This is a genomic window from Listeria booriae (assembly GCF_000766865.1).
GTDB lineage: Bacteria > Bacillota > Bacilli > Lactobacillales > Listeriaceae > Listeria_A > Listeria_A booriae.
Genome location: NZ_JNFA01000029.1, coordinates 172,726 through 191,146 on the forward strand (window position 1 = coordinate 172,726; position 18,421 = coordinate 191,146).

The window sequence follows — 18,421 nt, forward strand, 5'->3', positions numbered from 1 at the left end:
TTTATGAAGGTTGGTTACTTGGGGCCTGTGGCAACATTTACACATACGGCGGCGGTGAGCGCTTTTCCTCATGATGAGGCGGTTGCTTATGCCTCGATTCCAGATTGCATTATGGCGATTGAAAAAGGACGCGTGGACGTGGCGGTTGTTCCGATTGAGAATACAATTGAAGGGACAGTGAATGTGACGCTAGATTATTTGTTCCATCAGTCGAGCGTTCCAATTGTTGCCGAAATTGTTGTTCCAATTGCGCAACACGTCATGGTTCACCCGAATAACAGCAACACATGGCAATCTGTTCAAAAAGTAATGTCACATCCGCAAGCTATCGCGCAATGCCATACATTTTTACAAACAGAGCTGTATGGCGTAGAGCGCGAAACAACGCCTTCTACGGCTTATGCGGCAGAATGGGTAAGCAAACACCCAGATGAGCTAATCGCGGCTATCGCGCCTTATATGGCGGCTGAAACGTACGGTTTAACGATTGTGCAAGAAAACGCGCAAGATATCGAACTAAATCAGACTCGGTTTGTCGTTTTAAGTCGTCATCCTGTGACCATCGCTTTGCCAGACCGCGAAGAAGAAAAAACATCGGTCAGCGTTATTTTGCCAAACAATATGCCCGGAGCGCTTCATAAAGTACTCGCAACTTTCGCATGGCGCAACATCGATATGAGCAAAATCGAATCACGCCCATTAAAAACATCACTCGGCGAGTATTTCTTCCTGATTGATCTGTTATCGGACGGAGAAGCTCAACTAGTACAAAACGCATTAGAAGAAATCGCCTTGCTAGGCGGCACAACGCGTGAATTAGGCACTTATCATGTGTATCGTTTACCAGTAAAAGTGAAATAATCTAGAAATCATGTCTCCGTAAGTGAAGGCATGATTTTTTTTGATACCCTTTTCCATTGCAGTTTTCCGCTAACTAAGCTAGACTTTTAAGTAGAAAAACGTTTGAAGGAGTGTAGAACATGGCAGGGCATTCGAAATGGAAAAACATACAAGGTCGTAAAAATGCACAAGACTCGAAGCGGGCAAAAGTGTTTCAAAAGTTAGCCAAAGAAATTTTTGTGGCGGCAAAGGCTGGGGCGGATATTAGTACAAATGCGGCGTTACGGCTTGTTGTGGATAAAGCAAAGGCAGTCAATATGCCGAATGATAATATTAAACGGGCAATCGATAAGGCGGCAGGAAACACGGCAGGCGAGCATTATGATGAAATTACGTACGAAGGATATGGCCCTGGTGGCATTGCGGTTTTAGTGCATACGTTAACGGACAATCGGAATCGGACATCTACGAATGTTCGTGTGGCGTTCAATAAAAACGGCGGGAGTCTCGGTGAAACAGGAAGTGTTGCCTATATGTTTGATCGAAAAGGCTATATTGTCATTGAGCGGGCGGATTTAGAAGTGGATGAGGATACATTCATGTTAGAAGCAATTGAAGCTGGCGCGGATGATGTAGAGACGAGTGAAGAAGCTTTCGAAGTGTACACAGAAGCCAGTGCTTTTACAGACGTGAAGGACGCGTTAAGTGAAGCTGGTTATGCTTTTGTAACAGCAGAGCTATCAATGATTCCGCAAGTTTCCAATGATATCCCCGAGGACAAAAAAGAACAGTTTGAGCGGATGATTGATGCGTTAGAAGATGACGATGATGTACAAGAAGTATACACGAACGCGATTGGCTATTGAATTGCCTTTACACAAGGCTTAGGATAGTGTAGGCTTAGGGGATAATAAAATGTGAAGGAGAACAAGATATGAACAGAACAGCAGAATTTATATTAGGCTTAATTGGCGGTATTACAGGTGTCATTGCTTCATGCACAGCGCTGATTTCAGGCTTAGTGCTAACAGGAATTGGTGCCTTCGATGCGGATCCAATGTTTGCTAATTATTACGGGCTAGGTTTACTTTTCGCAAGTATCGTCGTATTTTTTGTAGCCGTATTTGGTATCGTTGCAGCATGCCTATTAAAAAGGAATCCAAAAGTCTGGGGAATCCTGCTAATCATCGCAGGCGGAATTGGTTTTGTCCTCATTCAACTACTTTGGATTGTACCAGGCGTACTATTAATCATTTCCGGAATCATGTGCGTATCGCGCAAAACATCGCCATATGATGATTTCTAAACCAAAGTTTAATATAAACCATATTTTAACGCAAAATAAGTAAGGAATCGTGTTTCCCTTTTTCTGGGTAAGACGAGATTTCTGCTTTACGCAAATCGAGCGAAAGCGTTTGTATTCAGGGGATTTGGTGGAAGCCGGAAGCGGAGCATACTTGGGTATGTGAGAACCGGAAGCCCGCCAAATCCCCTGAATACGAGCGCTTGCCGCCGATTTATTTGGGTTATACACCTTTTCTTTTTTTTGTGTCAAAATTGTAAGGTATAAGTCATCTAAATCGAGGGAATCTCAAGCGCCATATTGGTAAGATAAATACATAAATAAGGCGATTGGAGCGATTGATATGAAGAAATTAATAATTACAGGTGCGGTATTAGGAACTTTGTTATTAGGATTAACGGGGTATTTTGCTTACCAAATGCATGGCGTGATTGCGAGTGCTGATTTGGTGAAAGTGGAGAATTTGCAGAAATAATCTAAAATAGCACTTTTCTTTCGGTTTGATTCTGTGTAAAATGGGAACTAGATTGTAAGGAAGGTGATTTCATATGAAGCCTAGAAAAGTAATGATTATTGGTGCTGGGAACGTCGGTTCAGCGGCAGCACATGCGTTTGTGAATCAGAATATTTGCGAGGAATTGGTGCTCGTTGATTTGAATACAGAACGTGTGGAAGGGCATCGCAAAGATTTAGCGGATGCAGCGGCTTTCACGCACGGCATGATGAAGATCAGTGTTCGTGAGGCAAAAGATTGCAAAGATATCGATATCGCGGTAATTACCGTGACGGCAGGAGCTTTGAAAGAAGGTCAAACAAGACTTGACGAGCTAAAAAGTACATCGCGAATCATTGCGAACATTGTTCCAGACATGATGAAAAATGGATTTGAAGGTATTTTCTTAGTGGCGGCGAATCCAGTGGATATTATTACGTATCAAGTTTGGAAGTTATCCGGGTTACCTCGCCATCGCGTGCTTGGAACGGGCGTTTGGCTTGATACGACTAGATTACGTCGTTTGCTTTCTGAAAAATTAGATGTGGCGCCACAAAGTATTGATGCTTTTGTACTCGGTGAACATGGCGACTCGCAGTTTCCAGTGTGGTCCCATTCTTCTGTTTACGGGAAATCGATTAATGCGTATAGCAAACAAAAATTCGGAACAGAGTTTGATTTGAAGGCTATTGGAGAACGGGCGCGAGATACTGGTTTTGAAATTTATCATCAAAAAGGTTGTACGGAGTATGGTATTGCTGGAACGATTGTGGAAATTTCTCGCAACATTTTCAGCGGTAGTCATCGCGCTTTGGCGGTTTCGTGCATATTGGAAGGTGAGTACGGTAAGTCTGGCATCGCAATTGGCGTTCCGGCTGTACTAGCGCAAGATGGCGTGAAGGAGATTATCGAGCTTGAATTAAACGAACTAGAGAAGTCACAATTTGATGCTTCAGCTGCTGTTATCGCAGAGAATATTGGGCACTTGGGATAAATAAATAAATAGATAGCAAAAACAGCGATTCGGCGTTATGAATCGCTGTTTTTCATCGTGATTTCGGATTGTTTTGATCTTCTTTGTCAAGTTGTTTTAATTTTTGTTGGATTTCGTAATTGGAGGTGGAACGGCTTGCTGGATTGAGTGCCGAGGCTGCGAGATGTACGAATTTTTTAAGTGATTTTGTGATGGTTTTTTCTGTCATGGTTACGCCTCCTTTCTTTTATTGTATGCGATTTCATGAATTTTCACAAGATGGTGCGTGTGGAATTCTCGGAATATAGCTTTTTTGATAGTACAAATGTTCTTTTTTATGCTATCATGGAAGGAGTGAATTTAATTTGATGGAGGGCATTTTCTTTGTATGAGTATATAAAAGGTACGGTGACGGATATTTCTCCAGAGTACATCGTGATTGAGACAGGTCAGATTGGTTATCAAATTATTACGGGAAATCCTTTTTCTTTTTCGAGCCTAGAGGGGCAGGAGACGAAGGTTTATTTATATCAGCATGTGCGCGAAGACAATATTTCTTTATTCGGCTTCCAAACAGCAGAAGAACGCTATTTATTTAAAAAATTGCTCGGCGTGTCGGGCATTGGACCAAAGAGTGCGTTAGCGATTATTGCAGCGGGCGATCCAGTTCCGCTTATTTCGGCGATTGAAGCGGAAGATGATGTGTATTTAACGAAATTCCCGAGTGTTGGGAAAAAAACGGCACGCCAAATTATTCTTGATTTAAAAGGAAAACTGGCCGATGTCGCGGCGGATCAAATTACGGTACAAAAAGCGACGAAAGATATTTCTGATGGCTTGCCACCGGCGCTTGAAGAGGCTGTACTGGCTTTGGAAGCACTTGGTTACAGTACGCGTGAATTGAAGAAAGTATTGCCGAAATTGGAAAAAGAAGTATTGACGAGCAATGACTATATTAAACTGGCATTGCAGCTCATGACGAAGTAAGGAAGGGGAATGTGACATGGAAGACCGCATCGTTTCTGGTGAAAATGTGAATCAAGAGGAAATTTCCTTCGAGAAGAGTCTTCGCCCACAGACCTTGGCACAATATATCGGGCAAGAAAAGGTAAAGCATAATTTAGAAGTGTTTATTGAAGCGGCGAAACAGCGGGAAGAGGCGCTGGATCATGTGCTTTTGTACGGACCTCCTGGGCTTGGGAAGACGACGCTTGCGATGGTGATTGCGAATGAGATGGGGACAACGATGCGCACGACGAGTGGTCCAGCGATTGAGCGACCGGGGGATTTGGCGACGATTTTGACGACACTTGAACCTGGCGATGTGCTGTTTATTGATGAAATACATCGTTTGAATCGCTCAATCGAGGAGATTTTATATCCGGCGATGGAGGATTATTGTTTGGATATTGTGATTGGGACGGGTCCTACGGCGCGATCGGTGCGCTTGGATTTGCCGCCATTTACGCTGATCGGTGCGACGACGCGTGCTGGACAGTTATCGGCGCCTTTGCGGGATCGGTTTGGCGTGATTGATCATCTGGAGTTTTATTCGGAGGAGCATTTGACGGAGATTGTGACGCGGACGGCGGATATTTTGGATACGGAAGTGGACAAATACGGGGCGGTAGAAATTGCGAGACGGTCTCGTGGGACGCCGCGTATTGCGAATCGGTTGTTAAAACGGGTGCGTGATTTTGCGCAAGTTCGTAGCGATGGTTTGGTGACGGAGAGTTTGGCGCGGGAAGCGTTGACATTGCTACAAGTGGACCCGCGTGGTTTGGATACGATTGATCAGCGGTTGTTGACGACGATTATTCACTCGTTTCGCGGTGGGCCGGTTGGCTTAGACACGATTGCGGCAAGCATTGGTGAAGAACGGGAAACGATTGAAGATATGCAAGAACCGTATTTATTACAAATTGGCTTTTTGCAGCGGACGCCACGGGGACGATTAGTGACGGACGCGGCTTATGCCCATTTAGGTTTAACGAAAAGTGAATGAAAAGGTGTGTCGGGATGAGAGTAGAAGATTTTGATTTTGAATTACCAGAAGAGTTAATTGCGCAGACGCCATTGCTTGATCGGACGTCGAGTCGTTTAATGTTAGTAAATAAGGAAACGGGCGCTATTGAAGACGCTCATTTTCCTGCGATTTTGGAACAGCTGCATGCGGGAGATGCGCTTGTATTGAACGATACGCGTGTGCTTCCGGCGCGACTTCACGGGGAAAAAGCAGAGACGGGTGCGCATATTGAAGTGCTGCTTTTGAAGCAAAAGGAAGGCGATGCTTGGGAGACGCTAGTTAAGCCAGCGAAACGGATTCGAAAAGGGATGCGTATTCAGTTTGGTGACGGCGAACTTTCTGCGGTTTGTTTGGAAGAGTTAGAACATGGCGGTCGGATTTTGCAGTTTGAATATAGCGGGATTTTTTATGAAATTTTGGAGCGTCTTGGGGAAATGCCTTTGCCGCCTTATATTAAAGAGCAATTAGAGGATCAAGATCGCTACCAGACGGTGTTTGCGCGGGAAAATGGTTCTGCGGCGGCTCCGACAGCGGGCCTTCATTTTACGCAAGATTTGTTGGAAGAAGTGCGTGCTAAAGGTGTCAAAGTGGTCTTTCTGACGCTACATGTTGGCTTGGGGACGTTCCGACCGGTAGATGTGGAAGATACGGCAAATCATAAGATGCACTCGGAATTTTATCGGTTAACACGTGAGGCAGCGCAAGAGCTAAACGCGGTGAAAGCGGCGGGTGGCAAAATTGTGGCAGTCGGCACGACTTCGATTCGGACGCTGGAAACAATTGCGACGAAGTTTGACGGGCAATTGCAGGAAGATAGTGGCTGGACGGATATTTTTATTTCGCCAGGTTATACGTTTAAAGCAGTGGATGCATTAATTACGAACTTCCATTTGCCGAAGTCGACATTGATTATGCTTGTTAGTGCGCTGGCGAGTCGCGAGAACATTATGGTGGCATATGAGCATGCGGTAGCAGAACGATATCGCTTCTTTAGTTTCGGCGATGCAATGTTTATTTATGCCTAATTTTTATTTTTTACTAGAAAACACTTGTTTTTCGGTGCTTTTTTAGATATGCTATGGATTGGATATAATGAAATAGAAAGAGGTAGAAAATGGCTGCGATTACCTATGAACTAATAAAAACAGATAAGCAAACAGGTGCCCGTCTTGGTAAAATTCATACGCCACACGGTTCTTTTGATACGCCAATGTTTATGCCAGTTGGAACGCTTGCAACGGTCAAAACAATGTCGCCAGAAGAGCTTAAAGCGATGGGTTCGGGTATTATTTTGAGCAATACGTATCATTTGTGGTTACGACCAGGGGAAGACTTAATTGAAGAAGCTGGCGGTCTCCATAAATTTATGAACTGGGATCAGGCAATTTTAACGGATTCGGGTGGTTACCAAGTGTTTAGCTTGAGTGATATGCGCGATATTAAAGAAGAAGGCGTGCATTTTCGCAATCATTTGAACGGTGATAAGTTATTCCTATCTCCTGAAAAAGCGATTCAAGTGCAGAACTCGCTCGGTTCGGATATTATGATGTCCTTTGATGAGTGTCCGCCGTATCCAGCAACACATGAATATATGAAAAAATCGATTGAACGTACATCTCGCTGGGCAGAACGTGGTTTGAAAGCACACGCTCGTCCGCATGATCAAGGGCTTTTTGGAATCGTGCAAGGGGGTTCTTACAAAGATTTGCGGGAACAAAGTGCGCGTGATTTAGTATCGATGGATTTTCCGGGTTATTCGATTGGCGGTTTGTCCGTTGGTGAGCCGAAAGATATTATGAATGAGGTATTGGAATATACAACGCCGCTACTTCCAAGCAATAAACCGCGTTATTTAATGGGAGTTGGTTCTCCTGATGCGCTGATTGATGGTGTTATTCGCGGTGTAGATATGTTTGACTGTGTGCTACCTACGCGTATTGCTAGGAACGGCACATGTATGACAAGCCAAGGTCGTTTAGTTGTTCGTAACGCTAAGTTTGCGCGTGACTTTAGACCACTTGATGAGGCATGTGATTGCTACACATGTAAAAATTACTCGCGTGCCTACATTCGTCATTTGCTTCGTTGCGATGAAACGTTTGGCATTAGACTTACTACTTATCATAATCTACATTTTCTGTTACACTTAATGGAGCAGGTTCGCGGTGCTATTATGAATGACCGCCTTGCTGATTTCCGGGAAGAATTTTTTGAGCAATATGGTCTTAACGGTCCGAATGCGAAAAATTTCTAATATAGACTAATAACGAAAGGAGCTGAATAAACACATGGCAATGTTAATCCCATTATTACTTATGATTGTATTGTTCTACTTCTTGCTTATTCGTCCACAACAAAAACGTCAAAAAGAAGTCAATGCAATGCAAAGTGGTTTATCGAAAGGTGATAAAATCATTACTATCGGAGGATTGCACGGAACAGTTGTAGCAATTGAAGATGGCAATGTTGTACTTGATTGTGCTGGCAGCGAGCTAACTTTTGATCGCAATGCAGTTCGTACTGTATTAGCGAAATCAGACGCAGTTGAGGAAGAAGTTGTGGAAGCGGAAGTTGAAGAAGTACCAACAACGGAAGTAGAAACAAAGGAAGACGTAAAATAATAGGTTGATAAAAACAAGCCATGAATGAAAATTCCTTGCATTGGCTTGTTTTTTCTTGTTTAGATATGGGTATATAAGAACTATGTTTTGGTGGATTTTTAGGTTGTTAACCGTTTTCTTGGACACATTTGGCAGAAAGATTTGTTTTTTTCGTAGATTATGCTTCCCATTTCCTAGATAATTAGATAAAATGAATCTATGTTGTTTGAAAAAAGAAGGTGTAAGGAATGAGAGAGGGATTCAACAAGGAATGCTATGACCAAATAGAACCAGCCATTTTAATTCGAGTAGAAGATTTTCAACTCATGGGGTATCGCGAAATTAAAGCGGAACACATCTGGTCTTTTTTGAATGAAGTCGTTTGGAAAGATCAAGAAAACCCACCACTACATCAACGCATTCACGACATTTTACAAATGAAAATAGCATCACTCATGGATTTCATAACCATGGGACCGCCGCAAGAAGCACCGATAGAAGAAATCATAGAAGTGCTTCCGGAAGGTCAAGAGTAGCAGTCTACATAGCGTAATGGCGCCTACAAAGGTGTCTGTTGTTAGTAGATGAGGGAGGAATTAGAAAGAAATGATAAAGAAAAGTAAGCTAATCACGTTTTTCCTTGTCGTGGCAATTATTTTCGGAACGGTTATTTTTACAGCAAAACCGGTTCTAGATAAAATAAATCTTGGCCTCGATTTACAAGGTGGTTTCGAGGTTTTATACCAAGTGAAGCCAGCCGATGGGAAAAGCGAAGTAACCAATGATGTACTAAAAGAGACGGTGGCAACGCTGGATCAACGTATTAATGCTTTGGGGGTTAACGAACCTGTCATCACGATTGAAAGTGGTAACCGGATTCGTGTACAACTAGCGGGTGTTACCGATCAAAATGAAGCACGTAAAATCCTATCAACACAAGCAGTCTTATCGTTCCGTGATGCGAATGACAAGCTGATGATGGACGGTAGTGACCTCGTGCCAGGCAGTGCAAAAGCTGTCACAAACGACAAGAACCAAGCCATTGTTACACTAGAACTAAAAGATAAGAGCAAATTCGCTAGCGTAACGAAAACAGTTGCCGGAATGGCTCCAGACAATCAATTAGTTATTTGGTTGGATTGGAAAGAAGGTTTGAAATACAAAACCGAACGTTCCAAAGAAAAACCAGCGTTTCTTTCTGCGCCTAACGTAGACCGAGAACTGGACACGAAAAAAGTAGAGATTTCTGGTAGCTTTACGATGGATTCTGCGAAAGAATTGGCGAACTTGCTGAATTCTGGAGCGCTTCCTGTTAAATTAACGGAAGTTTACTCTACATCTGTTGGTGCGCAATTTGGTCAAGACGCATTAGCGGAAACCATTTTGGCAGGTATTATTGGTGTGGCTGCTATCTTTATTTTCATGATGGCTGTCTATCGTTTACCTGGTGTTGTTGCATCGATTACATTAGTTGCATATACGTATATTGTCTTATTAATTTTAGGTTTATTAAATGCAACCCTTACACTACCAGGTATTGCCGGGCTGATTCTCGGTATAGGTATGGCGGTAGATGCCAACGTTATTACCTACGAGCGGATAAGGGAAGAACTCAAGGTTGGTAAGTCCACGAAAACAGCATTCGATACAGGTGGAAAAGAATCCTTCAGAGCGATTTTTGATGGAAATATTTCGACACTGATTGTTGCTGGGGTTCTTTTCTACTTCGGTACAAGCTCGATTAAAGGTTTTGCGACGGTATTGATTATTAGTATTTTAGTAAGTTTCTTAACAGCGGTTTGGGGTTCAAGAGCGCTTATGGGGCTTCTTGTAAGTAGTAATGCCTTGAACAATAAACCTGGATTGTTCGCTGTTCGTCGTAAGGATATTCATGACCTACACGAAGGTAAGCAAACGTTCGACTTGAAAACGCATTTTGATAAATATGATTTTGTTAAACACCATCGTGCTTTCTTGACGACATTTGCAGTGATTGTCGTTATTGGTATTGTGATACTTTCTGTGTTCAAGTTGAACCTTGGTATTGACTTTGCTAGTGGTACGCGTGCTGAGATTACGGCAACGCATGCACTGACGGAAGAACAGATCAATAAAGATTTGAAATCGATTGATATGCCTTCGGATGATGTCAATTTCCAAAACAACAATAAAACAGCGGTTGTTAGTTATAAAGGTGCGCTAACACAAAGCGAAGTTGCTAAATTTAAAGAGCACTTCAAGAAAGAGTATGGCGAGGATCCGAATATTAGCACGGTTACGCCAACAGTTGGACAGGAGCTCGCGAAAGATGGTTTATGGGCACTGGCAATTGCGTCTATCTTGATTGTCATTTATATTGCTTTCCGATTTGAAATGTCGATGGGGATTGCGACGATTCTGTCACTCCTATTCGATGCATTCGTGATTTTCATCTTCTTTAGTATTTTCCGACTGGAAGTTGATTTAACGTTTATCGCGGCGGTGCTGACGGTTATCGGTTATTCGATTAATGATACGATCGTTACGGCAGACCGGATTCGCGATGTTTCTTACAAAATGGGACGCTTTAAGAAACCGGAAGATATTGCTTTTGCAGTCAATCACGGGTTGCGTCAAACATTTATCCGTTCGATTAATACGATTTTGACTGTGTTATTCACGGTTGTCGCTTTAATTATCTTTGGTAACGAGTCGATTCTGAACTTCTCGATTGCGCTATTAGTTGGATTAGTATCTAGTGTATTCTCATCCATCTTCATGGCAATGCAATTGTGGTATGTATTCAAGAAACGCGAACTGAAGAAAAAAGGCGTTATCCAAACACAGAAGAAGAAAAAACGCGCTAGAAATGATCAACCTGTCGTTTAATCTTTCGGCAAGATAAGCTATGTTTCGTGCCGAATGTCTATCCAATCTGAGCAATCAGGTCGGGGTAGGCATTCGGCATTTTTAATACGTGAGAAGGGTACGATGAAAAAGCATGATTTGGCAGATTTTATTGATAGCATTAGGTGGTGGCATCTTTGTTTTCGGATTATTTTACCCGAAGAGATGGCATAAAGGTTGGCTAGACGGAGGATGGCCTGATTTTGACGGAGTGGATTCATTTATCATTTCGGTCGTACTCGGTATTGTTGCGTTTATTTTGATGATTTTGCCGTGGTATGTGATGAAAACGTTACTTATTTTAGGTGGTTTGACGCTTATTTATATGGCAGGTTGGGTATTTACTTTTTAAGGAGATGGTTGGTGTGAGAAGGTATTGCAAGAAATAGAAAAATCGCTCGTCCTCAGATGACTATGTTTGAAATGAGGAGATTTTGATGGACAGAGAGATTTTAGAGCGGCTATTGAAAAATGCGCTGAAAAGGCAGACGATTGTGTTTATTTATAATGACACGACGAGAAAAGATGAGCGGTATACTGGTTTTGTATATTTGCTGACGAAGGATTATGTTGTTTTGCGGAAGGTTTCTAGTGAGTCGCGTGCTGCTGGATATGTTGTGATGACGCTTTCGACGATTTTTCGGGTGGATGATGGTGGACAGATTGCCAGACGGACGGAAAAGTTGTATGCTTTACATGCGGAACGACATCAAGATTTGGAATTGCCGATGTTTGGTGATTTATTTGTGAATATGCTTCGTTTAGCGTTGGCGCAGAAAATACCGCTGGGAATTTATTTAGATCAAGATGACGAACGTGAAATGTTAGAGGGATATGTACGGCATTTCGTTGATAATCATGTGGTTTTTGAGGATTTGGATGAGAACGCAGAATCTTATGGTGAAGTTCATTTTGAGCTGGCGGCGATCTTGGATATTCAAATGGGGACACGTGATTTGGCGAATGTAGCGATGCTGTACGAGAATAAGTAGGGAGGTCTTGAAGATGAAAGTACAATGGCAAGTGATTGTAGGTATTATTTTGGCAATTGTTATTGCAGTGTTCGCGATTGTGAACGTGGACGGGGTCGAGGTCAATTTCTTGTTTGCAAAAGCGGAATGGCCACTGATTCTGGTGATTTTAGGATCAGTTTTAGTGGGCTGTCTGATTTTCTTCTGTCTGAACATCGTGCGTGTAAATGCGCTTAAAAAACAAGTGAAGACATCGGAAAATGCGAAACGGGAATTGGAACGTCAATTAGCTGCTGAAAAATCGCGTAAAGTGAAAGTTTCAGAAGTAGAAGTGGCGGACAAACCGGAACAACCAACACCAACAATTTGATAATCAGGAAGGATCGCTATTTTTAGCGGTCTTTTTTGTTTCATGTACTTTTTAGGATTTTTTCGGTATAATGGGTAAGGTTGAGGGGGGCTTAAGAGCATGATTCATTCGAAATATAAATGGCAGCTGGAAACGGCGGACGAGAAAGCGATGGAGCAGGTGGCGCAAGCGTTGCAATGCACGTTGCCGATGGCGGAATTATATGCGCGCCGCAAAGTTACGACTGCTGGTCAATTAGATAAATTTCTACATCCAGATAAATATGAGGCGTATGATCCGTTTTTACTTGCGGAGATGGAGCTTGCGGTAACGCGAATTAAGCAGGCGATTGATGCGGGGGAACAAATTCTCGTGTTTGGGGATTATGATGCGGACGGCGTGACGAGTGTGACGGTGTTGTTAAAAGCACTTCGCAAACTCGGTGCGGAGGCTGAATTTTATATTCCGAATCGGTTTACGGAAGGTTATGGGCCGAATAAGGCGGCGTTTACACAGGCGAAAGATGCAGGTGTTGGATTGCTGATTACGGTGGATAATGGGATTGCGGCGCTGGATGTGATGGCGCATGCGAAAGAGATTGGGTTGGATGTGATTGTGACGGATCACCATGAGGCGAAGGAGACGATGCCTGAGGCGGTCGCTGTGATTCATCCGCGGCACCCGGAATCGAATTACCCATTCCCTGATCTAGCGGGCGTAGGCGTGGCTTATAAGCTGGCTCACGCGTTGTTAGGTGAGGAACCGACGGAATTATTGGATTTGGTGGCGATTGGGACGGTGGCCGATTTGGTGTCGCTAACGGATGAAAACCGCCTATTTGTGCAAAAAGGACTGCGAATCTTGCGGGATAATCCGAATATCGGTGTGGCTGCGCTTGCCAAACTCGCTAGTACGAAGCTTTCGGAAGCTACGGAAGAAACGATTGGCTTTACGATTGCGCCGCGTTTGAATGCAGTTGGGCGTCTTGGCCCGGCAGATCCAGCGGCGGACTTGTTGCTAACGGAAGACCCGGAGGAAGCGGTGTTTTTGGCGGAAGAAATTGATGAGGCGAACAAGGAACGGCAAGCGATTGTGACGCAAATTACTGAGGAAGCGATTGCGATGATTGAAGCGGAATTTCTTGGTGACGGGAACGAGGTTTTCATGCTCGGTAAAGCGGGATGGAATCCTGGTGTTGTAGGAATTGTGGCTTCACGATTGGTGGATCGCTATGCGAGACCTGTGATTGTACTTGGTATTGATGATGTGACGGGACTTGCGAAAGGTTCTGGACGGAGTATTGAGGCGTTTCATTTGTACAAGGCGCTTGATGCGAATCATGAATTGTTAACGGCGTTTGGTGGTCACCCGATGGCTGCTGGTATGACGCTTAATGTGGCGGATATACCGGCTTTGCGTGCTAATTTAGCGAAGCGTGCTCGCGAAACGTTGGCGCCAGAAGATTTTGTTTCTGTGCTGCGCGTGGAAGAGGCGATTCCTGTTGAGTCAGTGACGCTTGAATTTATCGGTCAGCTAAATAAGTTGGCGCCGTTTGGGACGGATAATCCGAAGCCAGTTTTTGCGTTAGAAGGTGTGAAGCTGGATGGCACGAAACGAATCGGCGCGGACAAGACGCATCTGAAAACGGCAATTACTTCTGAATCAGGCGCGGTGCTTGATGCGGTTGGTTTTGGTACTGGTGAATTAGTTGAAAAAATTTCTCCGATGGCGCGTGTTGACATTGTCGGCGAACTATCGATTAACGAATGGAACAATATGCGAAAACCCCAACTGCGTATTGTTGATTTGAAAATTGGTCATTGGCAACTTTTTGATGTGCGTAGTCGTGGTGAATGGGAAAAGCTATTGCAAGCTGGCGGAACTAGTGATAAAGTATTTATTTGTTTCCAACAGGCAACACGTGATGCGTTACTTGCGGCGAATCCGGCACTTATTTGTGCGCAAGTGAAGACAGCGAGGGATTTTGCGGATGATTTGGCAACGAAAGATGTTATTTTTGCAGATATGCCGGAAGATGTGGCGGTATTAGAAGCAATTGTTGCCAAAACACAGGCGCAGCGCATTTACTTACATGTTGCATCGGAAAATGGAAACGCGATTGCTTCCATGCCAAGTCGACAACATTTTGCCCAGTTTTATGCGGTGCTAAAAAAACACCAACCATTCCCGCTACAGCAAAACATGGCAAGGCTTTGTAAGCAGTTTAGTTGGACAAGTGAGCAAGTAGATTTTATGTCTCGCGTGTTTTTTGACTTAAATTTTGCTACAATGGAAGATGGCGTGGTTCGATTGAATGACGTGCAAGAAAAGCGCAATTTGGAAGACTCACAAGTGTATAAAGTGAGAGAATATCGAATGGCGATGGAACAGAAGTTACTCTATTCTAACTACAACGAGTTGTATGCGTGGATTGAGAAGTTGATGAATTCGAAGGGGAATTCAATTTTGGAGGAAATAGTACAATGAACTTAGAAGAATTAAGAAGTTATGTAGCGATTGTAAACGATTGGCCGAAGGAAGGGATTGTCTTTAAAGATATTACCCCACTGATGAGTCATGGTGAAGCTTACAAATTTGCAACGGATCAAATTGTAGATTATGCGAAGAAATTAGGCGTGGATGTCATTGTTGGACCAGAAGCACGTGGCTTTATTATTGGTTGTCCAGTGGCTTATTCGCTTGGCATTGGCTTTGCGCCAGTTCGTAAACCGAATAAATTACCGCGTGAAACAGTGGATATGGAATACGATTTGGAATACGGTACGAATAAACTTTCGATGCATAAAGATGCGATTAAACCGGGTCAACGCGTATTAATCACGGATGACTTATTAGCAACTGGTGGCACGATTGAAGCCACGATTAAACTTGTGGAAGAACTAGGCGGCGTTGTTGCTGGCTGTGCGTTCTTAATTGAATTAACAGAGCTAGAAGGCCACAAGAAATTAGCGGGCTATGATCGCCTTATTTTAATGGATTTCTAAGTAATGGCTATAGAATTGTGTTTTTTAAGGCATAATGCAACAAAATTACTTTGTTAGCCGTCCAAAACATGATATAATACCAAATAAGAATCATTTTAAAAAGCACTCATTTGCGTGGGTGCTTTTACATACTTATAATAGCTGGGATGAAAAGGGTGTGAGGGGATTATGGCTAAAGAACAAAATTTAACAGCGGATCAAGTAATTGAACTGGCTTCTCATTACATGAATGAGGAGCATCTTGCGCTTGTCAAAAAAGCCTGTGATTACGCACGGGAAGCGCATAAGGATCAATTCCGTAAATCGGGGGAACCTTATATCATTCACCCAATCCAAGTTGCAGGAATTCTCGTTGAACTTGAGATGGACCCAGCAACGGTCGCGTCAGGCTTTTTGCATGATGTTGTGGAAGACACGCCTGTTACTATTCAGGATTTGGAAGAAGCATTTACACCAGAAATCGCAATGATTGTGGACGGTGTAACGAAATTGGGGAAAATTAAATATAAATCACATGAAGAACAACAAGCGGAAAACCACCGTAAAATGTTCATCGCGATGGCACAAGATATTCGTGTTATGCTCGTGAAATTGGCCGATAGACTGCATAATATGCGTACATTAAAGCATTTGCCAGTCGAGAAACAGCGCCGGATTGCGAACGAGACGCTAGAAATTTTTGCACCGATTGCGCATCGTTTGGGGATTTCGCGTGTGAAGTGGGAGTTAGAAGACACGGCGCTGCGCTATTTGAATCCGCAACAATATTACCGCATCGTGCACTTGATGAAGCAGAAACGGGATGAGCGTGAGCGTTATTTACGTGATGTCATTGATGGTGTGAACGAGAATTTGGATGAATTGCATATTAAGGCTGACATTTCAGGACGCCCGAAGCATATTTATTCGATTTATCGTAAAATGTCAGAGCAACACAAGCAGTTTAACGAAATTTATGATTTGTTAGCGGTCCGGATTATTGTCGATAGTATTAAGGACTGTTACGCGGTTTTAGGTATTATTCATACGCGTTGGAAGCCGATGCCTGGCCGTTTTAAAGATTATATTGCGATGCCGAAGTCAAATATGTATCAATCGCTTCATACGACGGTAATCGGGCCACAAGGTGAGCCTTTGGAAGTGCAAATTAGAACGCTTGAAATGCATCAAATTGCAGAGTACGGGGTTGCGGCGCACTGGGCTTACAAAGAAGGAAAAGTCATCAACTCGAAGACTTCTTTTGATAATAAAATGAGCTGGTTCCGTGAAATTATTGAGTATCAGAATGAGTCTGAGAATGCCGAAGAATTCATGGAATCGTTGAAATTAGATTTATTTACAGATGTGGTGTATGTTTTCACGCCAAAAGGTGACGTTTTTGAGTTGCCGAATGGTTCGGTGCCGCTTGATTTTGCTTACCGGATTCATACTGAGATTGGAAACAAGACGATTGGTGCGAAAATTAACGGTAAAATCGTGACGTTGGATTATAAATTGAAGACGGGCGATATTATTGAAATTTTGACGTCGAAGCATTCGTATGGACCAAGTCGTGACTGGTTGAAACTCGTGCAGACCTCGCAGGCCAAGAACAAGATTCGCCAATTCTTCAAACGCCAAGCGAAGGAAGAGAATGTCGAAAAAGGCCGTGATATGGTCGAAAAAGAGTTGCGCCAGCTTGATTTTGAGCCGAAGAAAGTGATGACGACGGAGAATATTAATAAGCTAGCAGAACGGTTGAATTTTAGTCACGAAGATGATTTGTTTGCGGCTGTGGGCTATAACGGTATTACGGCCTTGCAAGTAGCGAATCGTTTAACAGAGAAGGAACGCCGAGAACGCGAGCTGGAGGAGCAAACGGAGAAACTTTTAAATAAAGTGGAAACGAAAGCGAAGAACCCAACGGATAGCAATAATGAACGCCTGAAAATTAAACATAATGCGGGCGTGGTCGTGCAAGGTGTCGGCAATCTGCTGATTCGTTTATCGCGCTGTTGTAATCCGGTTCCAGGTGACGAGATTGTTGGTTACATTACGAAAGGCCGCGGGATTTCGATTCACCGTAAGGACTGCCCGAATGTCACTGGCCCTGATGTGGAACGCTTGATTGATGTGGAGTGGGAAGATGCGGATATGACCGCTAAAACGGACTACAACGTCGATATCGAAGTGTTTGGCTATAATCGCAATGGCATGCTAAATGATATTTTGCAGGTCGTAAACAGCCTGACAAGCAATATTAACGGTGTCAACGCAAAAGTGGATAATAACAAAATGGCGACGCTCGTACTAACATTGCAAATTCATAATATTAATCATTTACAACGTGTTGTTGACAAAATTAAACAAATTCCAGATGTATATACGGTGCGTCGTCTAATGAATTAGCAGGAGGGTGTTTACATGCGAGTGGTGGCACAGAGATGTTATGAAGCTAGTGTAACGATAGATGGTGAAAATGTGGGAGAAATCGCTAGCGGGCTTTGTTTGCTTGTTGGCTTTACCCATGAAGATACGGCAGAAGACGTAGCATATATTGCGAAAAAAATTGTTGGCTTGCGGATTTTTGAAGATGATGCGGACAAGATGAATTTATCGATAAAAGAAGCTGGTGGCGCGATTTTAAGTGTTTCGCAGTTCACGTTATATGCGGATGTGAAGAAAGGGAGACGTCCTAGTTTTACGAAATCGTCTTCTCCGGATGAGGCGTCGAAGTTATATGATTTGTTTAATGAGATGTTAGCAGCAGAAGGGCTTGTTGTGGAGACTGGGGTTTTCGGCGCTTTTATGGATGTTCGGATCGTGAACCATGGGCCGATTACGATTATTTTAGATTCGCAGGAGCTTTTGGGGAAATAGCGGTTTTATGTAAATTATTAAGTCAAAAGGAGTTGGCAGTTGTCAGCTCCTTTTTCATGTGCCTAAATAGCTTCCTAATTATGTCCAAAAATACACAAAGATTCGCTAAAAAGTAC

At 43.2% G+C, this 18,421-nt stretch carries 20 protein-coding genes; 19 read left to right on the forward strand and 1 reads right to left on the reverse strand.

Translation table 11 applies throughout. From position 1 onward, the window contains the following. Positions 1-3: 3 nt before the first annotated feature. From pheA to EP57_RS14625, 5 genes are all read left to right on the forward strand, one after another. The gene (gene pheA / locus EP57_RS14610; RefSeq protein WP_036087868.1) at positions 4-861 is read left to right on the forward strand and encodes a prephenate dehydratase; all 858 of its coding nucleotides are present in this window, start codon (positions 4-6) and stop codon (positions 859-861) included. A 119-nt stretch (positions 862-980) separates the two neighbouring features. Beyond that, positions 981-1,706, forward strand: a complete 726-nt coding sequence (locus EP57_RS14615) for a YebC/PmpR family DNA-binding transcriptional regulator (RefSeq protein WP_036087871.1) — start codon at positions 981-983, stop codon at positions 1,704-1,706. 68 nt (positions 1,707-1,774) lie between these two features. Next, positions 1,775-2,146 (forward strand): DUF4064 domain-containing protein, encoded by a 372-nt coding sequence (locus EP57_RS14620; protein ID WP_036087873.1) that lies wholly within the window; start codon positions 1,775-1,777, stop codon positions 2,144-2,146. Between the two features lie 340 nt (positions 2,147-2,486). Continuing rightward, positions 2,487-2,618, forward strand: coding sequence for a hypothetical protein (locus tag EP57_RS17290; protein WP_255309241.1), 132 nt, complete (start codon positions 2,487-2,489; stop codon positions 2,616-2,618). Positions 2,619-2,691: 73 nt separating this feature from the next. After that, positions 2,692-3,630, forward strand: a complete 939-nt coding sequence (locus EP57_RS14625; RefSeq protein ID WP_036087874.1) for an L-lactate dehydrogenase — start codon at positions 2,692-2,694, stop codon at positions 3,628-3,630. Positions 3,631-3,682: 52 nt separating this feature from the next. Here EP57_RS14625 and EP57_RS17020 read toward each other — a convergent pair whose 3' ends face one another. Continuing rightward, positions 3,683-3,838 carry a hypothetical protein gene (locus tag EP57_RS17020; protein ID WP_159106439.1) on the reverse strand — a complete coding sequence of 52 codons (156 nt, stop codon included), beginning with the start codon at positions 3,836-3,838 and terminating at the stop codon, positions 3,683-3,685. Positions 3,839-3,993: 155 nt separating this feature from the next. On the opposite strand from EP57_RS17020, the gene ruvA reads away from it, so the two are divergent. The 14 genes from ruvA (at position 3,994) to dtd (ending at position 18,305) form a co-directional block, all read left to right on the forward strand. Further along, entirely contained in the window at positions 3,994-4,596 is a 603-nt protein-coding gene (gene ruvA, locus EP57_RS14630; RefSeq protein WP_036087877.1) for a Holliday junction branch migration protein RuvA, read from the forward strand. Between the two features lie 16 nt (positions 4,597-4,612). Beyond that, on the forward strand, positions 4,613-5,614 hold the full coding sequence (gene ruvB / locus EP57_RS14635) for a Holliday junction branch migration DNA helicase RuvB (RefSeq protein ID WP_036087880.1): 1,002 nt from the start codon (positions 4,613-4,615) through the stop codon (positions 5,612-5,614). A gap of 14 nt (positions 5,615-5,628) precedes the next feature. Further along, complete coding sequence (queA, locus tag EP57_RS14640; protein ID WP_036087882.1) at positions 5,629-6,660, forward strand: tRNA preQ1(34) S-adenosylmethionine ribosyltransferase-isomerase QueA; 1,032 nt, start codon at positions 5,629-5,631, stop codon at positions 6,658-6,660. An 89-nt stretch (positions 6,661-6,749) separates the two neighbouring features. Then, the gene (tgt, locus tag EP57_RS14645; RefSeq protein WP_036087883.1) at positions 6,750-7,889 is read left to right on the forward strand and encodes a tRNA guanosine(34) transglycosylase Tgt; all 1,140 of its coding nucleotides are present in this window, start codon (positions 6,750-6,752) and stop codon (positions 7,887-7,889) included. Between the two features lie 34 nt (positions 7,890-7,923). After that, positions 7,924-8,256 (forward strand): preprotein translocase subunit YajC, encoded by a 333-nt coding sequence (yajC, locus tag EP57_RS14650; protein WP_052167707.1) that lies wholly within the window; start codon positions 7,924-7,926, stop codon positions 8,254-8,256. Positions 8,257-8,483: 227 nt separating this feature from the next. Beyond that, on the forward strand, positions 8,484-8,771 hold the full coding sequence (locus EP57_RS14655; RefSeq protein ID WP_036087884.1) for a post-transcriptional regulator: 288 nt from the start codon (positions 8,484-8,486) through the stop codon (positions 8,769-8,771). Between the two features lie 70 nt (positions 8,772-8,841). Then, entirely contained in the window at positions 8,842-11,103 is a 2,262-nt protein-coding gene (secDF, locus tag EP57_RS14660; RefSeq protein WP_036087886.1) for a protein translocase subunit SecDF, read from the forward strand. Positions 11,104-11,215: 112 nt separating this feature from the next. After that, positions 11,216-11,473: a hypothetical protein gene (locus EP57_RS14665; RefSeq protein ID WP_036087887.1), complete on the forward strand. Its 258-nt coding sequence runs from the start codon at positions 11,216-11,218 to the stop codon at positions 11,471-11,473. 85 nt (positions 11,474-11,558) lie between these two features. Beyond that, positions 11,559-12,113, forward strand: a complete 555-nt coding sequence (locus EP57_RS14670) for a hypothetical protein (RefSeq protein WP_036087888.1) — start codon at positions 11,559-11,561, stop codon at positions 12,111-12,113. 13 nt (positions 12,114-12,126) lie between these two features. After that, positions 12,127-12,462, forward strand: a complete 336-nt coding sequence (locus EP57_RS14675; RefSeq protein ID WP_036087891.1) for a LapA family protein — start codon at positions 12,127-12,129, stop codon at positions 12,460-12,462. A 99-nt stretch (positions 12,463-12,561) separates the two neighbouring features. Next, the gene (gene recJ / locus EP57_RS14680) at positions 12,562-14,928 is read left to right on the forward strand and encodes a single-stranded-DNA-specific exonuclease RecJ (RefSeq protein ID WP_036087893.1); all 2,367 of its coding nucleotides are present in this window, start codon (positions 12,562-12,564) and stop codon (positions 14,926-14,928) included. After that, complete coding sequence (locus tag EP57_RS14685) at positions 14,925-15,446, forward strand: adenine phosphoribosyltransferase (RefSeq protein ID WP_036087895.1); 522 nt, start codon at positions 14,925-14,927, stop codon at positions 15,444-15,446. Before recJ ends, EP57_RS14685 begins: the two co-directional genes overlap by 4 nt. Positions 15,447-15,614: 168 nt before the next feature. After that, positions 15,615-17,834: a RelA/SpoT family protein gene (locus EP57_RS14690; protein ID WP_036087896.1), complete on the forward strand. Its 2,220-nt coding sequence runs from the start codon at positions 15,615-15,617 to the stop codon at positions 17,832-17,834. 15 nt (positions 17,835-17,849) lie between these two features. Next, positions 17,850-18,305: a D-aminoacyl-tRNA deacylase gene (gene dtd / locus EP57_RS14695; protein ID WP_036087899.1), complete on the forward strand. Its 456-nt coding sequence runs from the start codon at positions 17,850-17,852 to the stop codon at positions 18,303-18,305. Positions 18,306-18,421: the final 116 nt, after the last annotated feature.

Coding starts and splice junctions, on each gene's coding strand:
- EP57_RS14675 (WP_036087891.1), top strand. CDS start 12,127: ATGAAAGTACAATGGCAAGTGATTGTAGGTATTATTTTGGCAATTGTT.
- EP57_RS14655 (WP_036087884.1), top strand. CDS start 8,484: ATGAGAGAGGGATTCAACAAGGAATGCTATGACCAAATAGAACCAGCC.
- secDF (WP_036087886.1), top strand. CDS start 8,842: ATGATAAAGAAAAGTAAGCTAATCACGTTTTTCCTTGTCGTGGCAATT.
- pheA (WP_036087868.1), top strand. CDS start 4: ATGAAGGTTGGTTACTTGGGGCCTGTGGCAACATTTACACATACGGCG.
- EP57_RS14625 (WP_036087874.1), top strand. CDS start 2,692: ATGAAGCCTAGAAAAGTAATGATTATTGGTGCTGGGAACGTCGGTTCA.
- EP57_RS14690 (WP_036087896.1), top strand. CDS start 15,615: ATGGCTAAAGAACAAAATTTAACAGCGGATCAAGTAATTGAACTGGCT.
- EP57_RS14685 (WP_036087895.1), top strand. CDS start 14,925: ATGAACTTAGAAGAATTAAGAAGTTATGTAGCGATTGTAAACGATTGG.
- EP57_RS14665 (WP_036087887.1), top strand. CDS start 11,216: ATGATTTGGCAGATTTTATTGATAGCATTAGGTGGTGGCATCTTTGTT.
- EP57_RS14620 (WP_036087873.1), top strand. CDS start 1,775: ATGAACAGAACAGCAGAATTTATATTAGGCTTAATTGGCGGTATTACA.
- EP57_RS17020 (WP_159106439.1), bottom strand. CDS start 3,838: ATGACAGAAAAAACCATCACAAAATCACTTAAAAAATTCGTACATCTC.
- EP57_RS14615 (WP_036087871.1), top strand. CDS start 981: ATGGCAGGGCATTCGAAATGGAAAAACATACAAGGTCGTAAAAATGCA.
- dtd (WP_036087899.1), top strand. CDS start 17,850: ATGCGAGTGGTGGCACAGAGATGTTATGAAGCTAGTGTAACGATAGAT.
- ruvB (WP_036087880.1), top strand. CDS start 4,613: ATGGAAGACCGCATCGTTTCTGGTGAAAATGTGAATCAAGAGGAAATT.
- recJ (WP_036087893.1), top strand. CDS start 12,562: ATGATTCATTCGAAATATAAATGGCAGCTGGAAACGGCGGACGAGAAA.
- queA (WP_036087882.1), top strand. CDS start 5,629: ATGAGAGTAGAAGATTTTGATTTTGAATTACCAGAAGAGTTAATTGCG.
- EP57_RS14670 (WP_036087888.1), top strand. CDS start 11,559: ATGGACAGAGAGATTTTAGAGCGGCTATTGAAAAATGCGCTGAAAAGG.
- yajC (WP_052167707.1), top strand. CDS start 7,924: ATGGCAATGTTAATCCCATTATTACTTATGATTGTATTGTTCTACTTC.
- EP57_RS17290 (WP_255309241.1), top strand. CDS start 2,487: ATGAAGAAATTAATAATTACAGGTGCGGTATTAGGAACTTTGTTATTA.
- tgt (WP_036087883.1), top strand. CDS start 6,750: ATGGCTGCGATTACCTATGAACTAATAAAAACAGATAAGCAAACAGGT.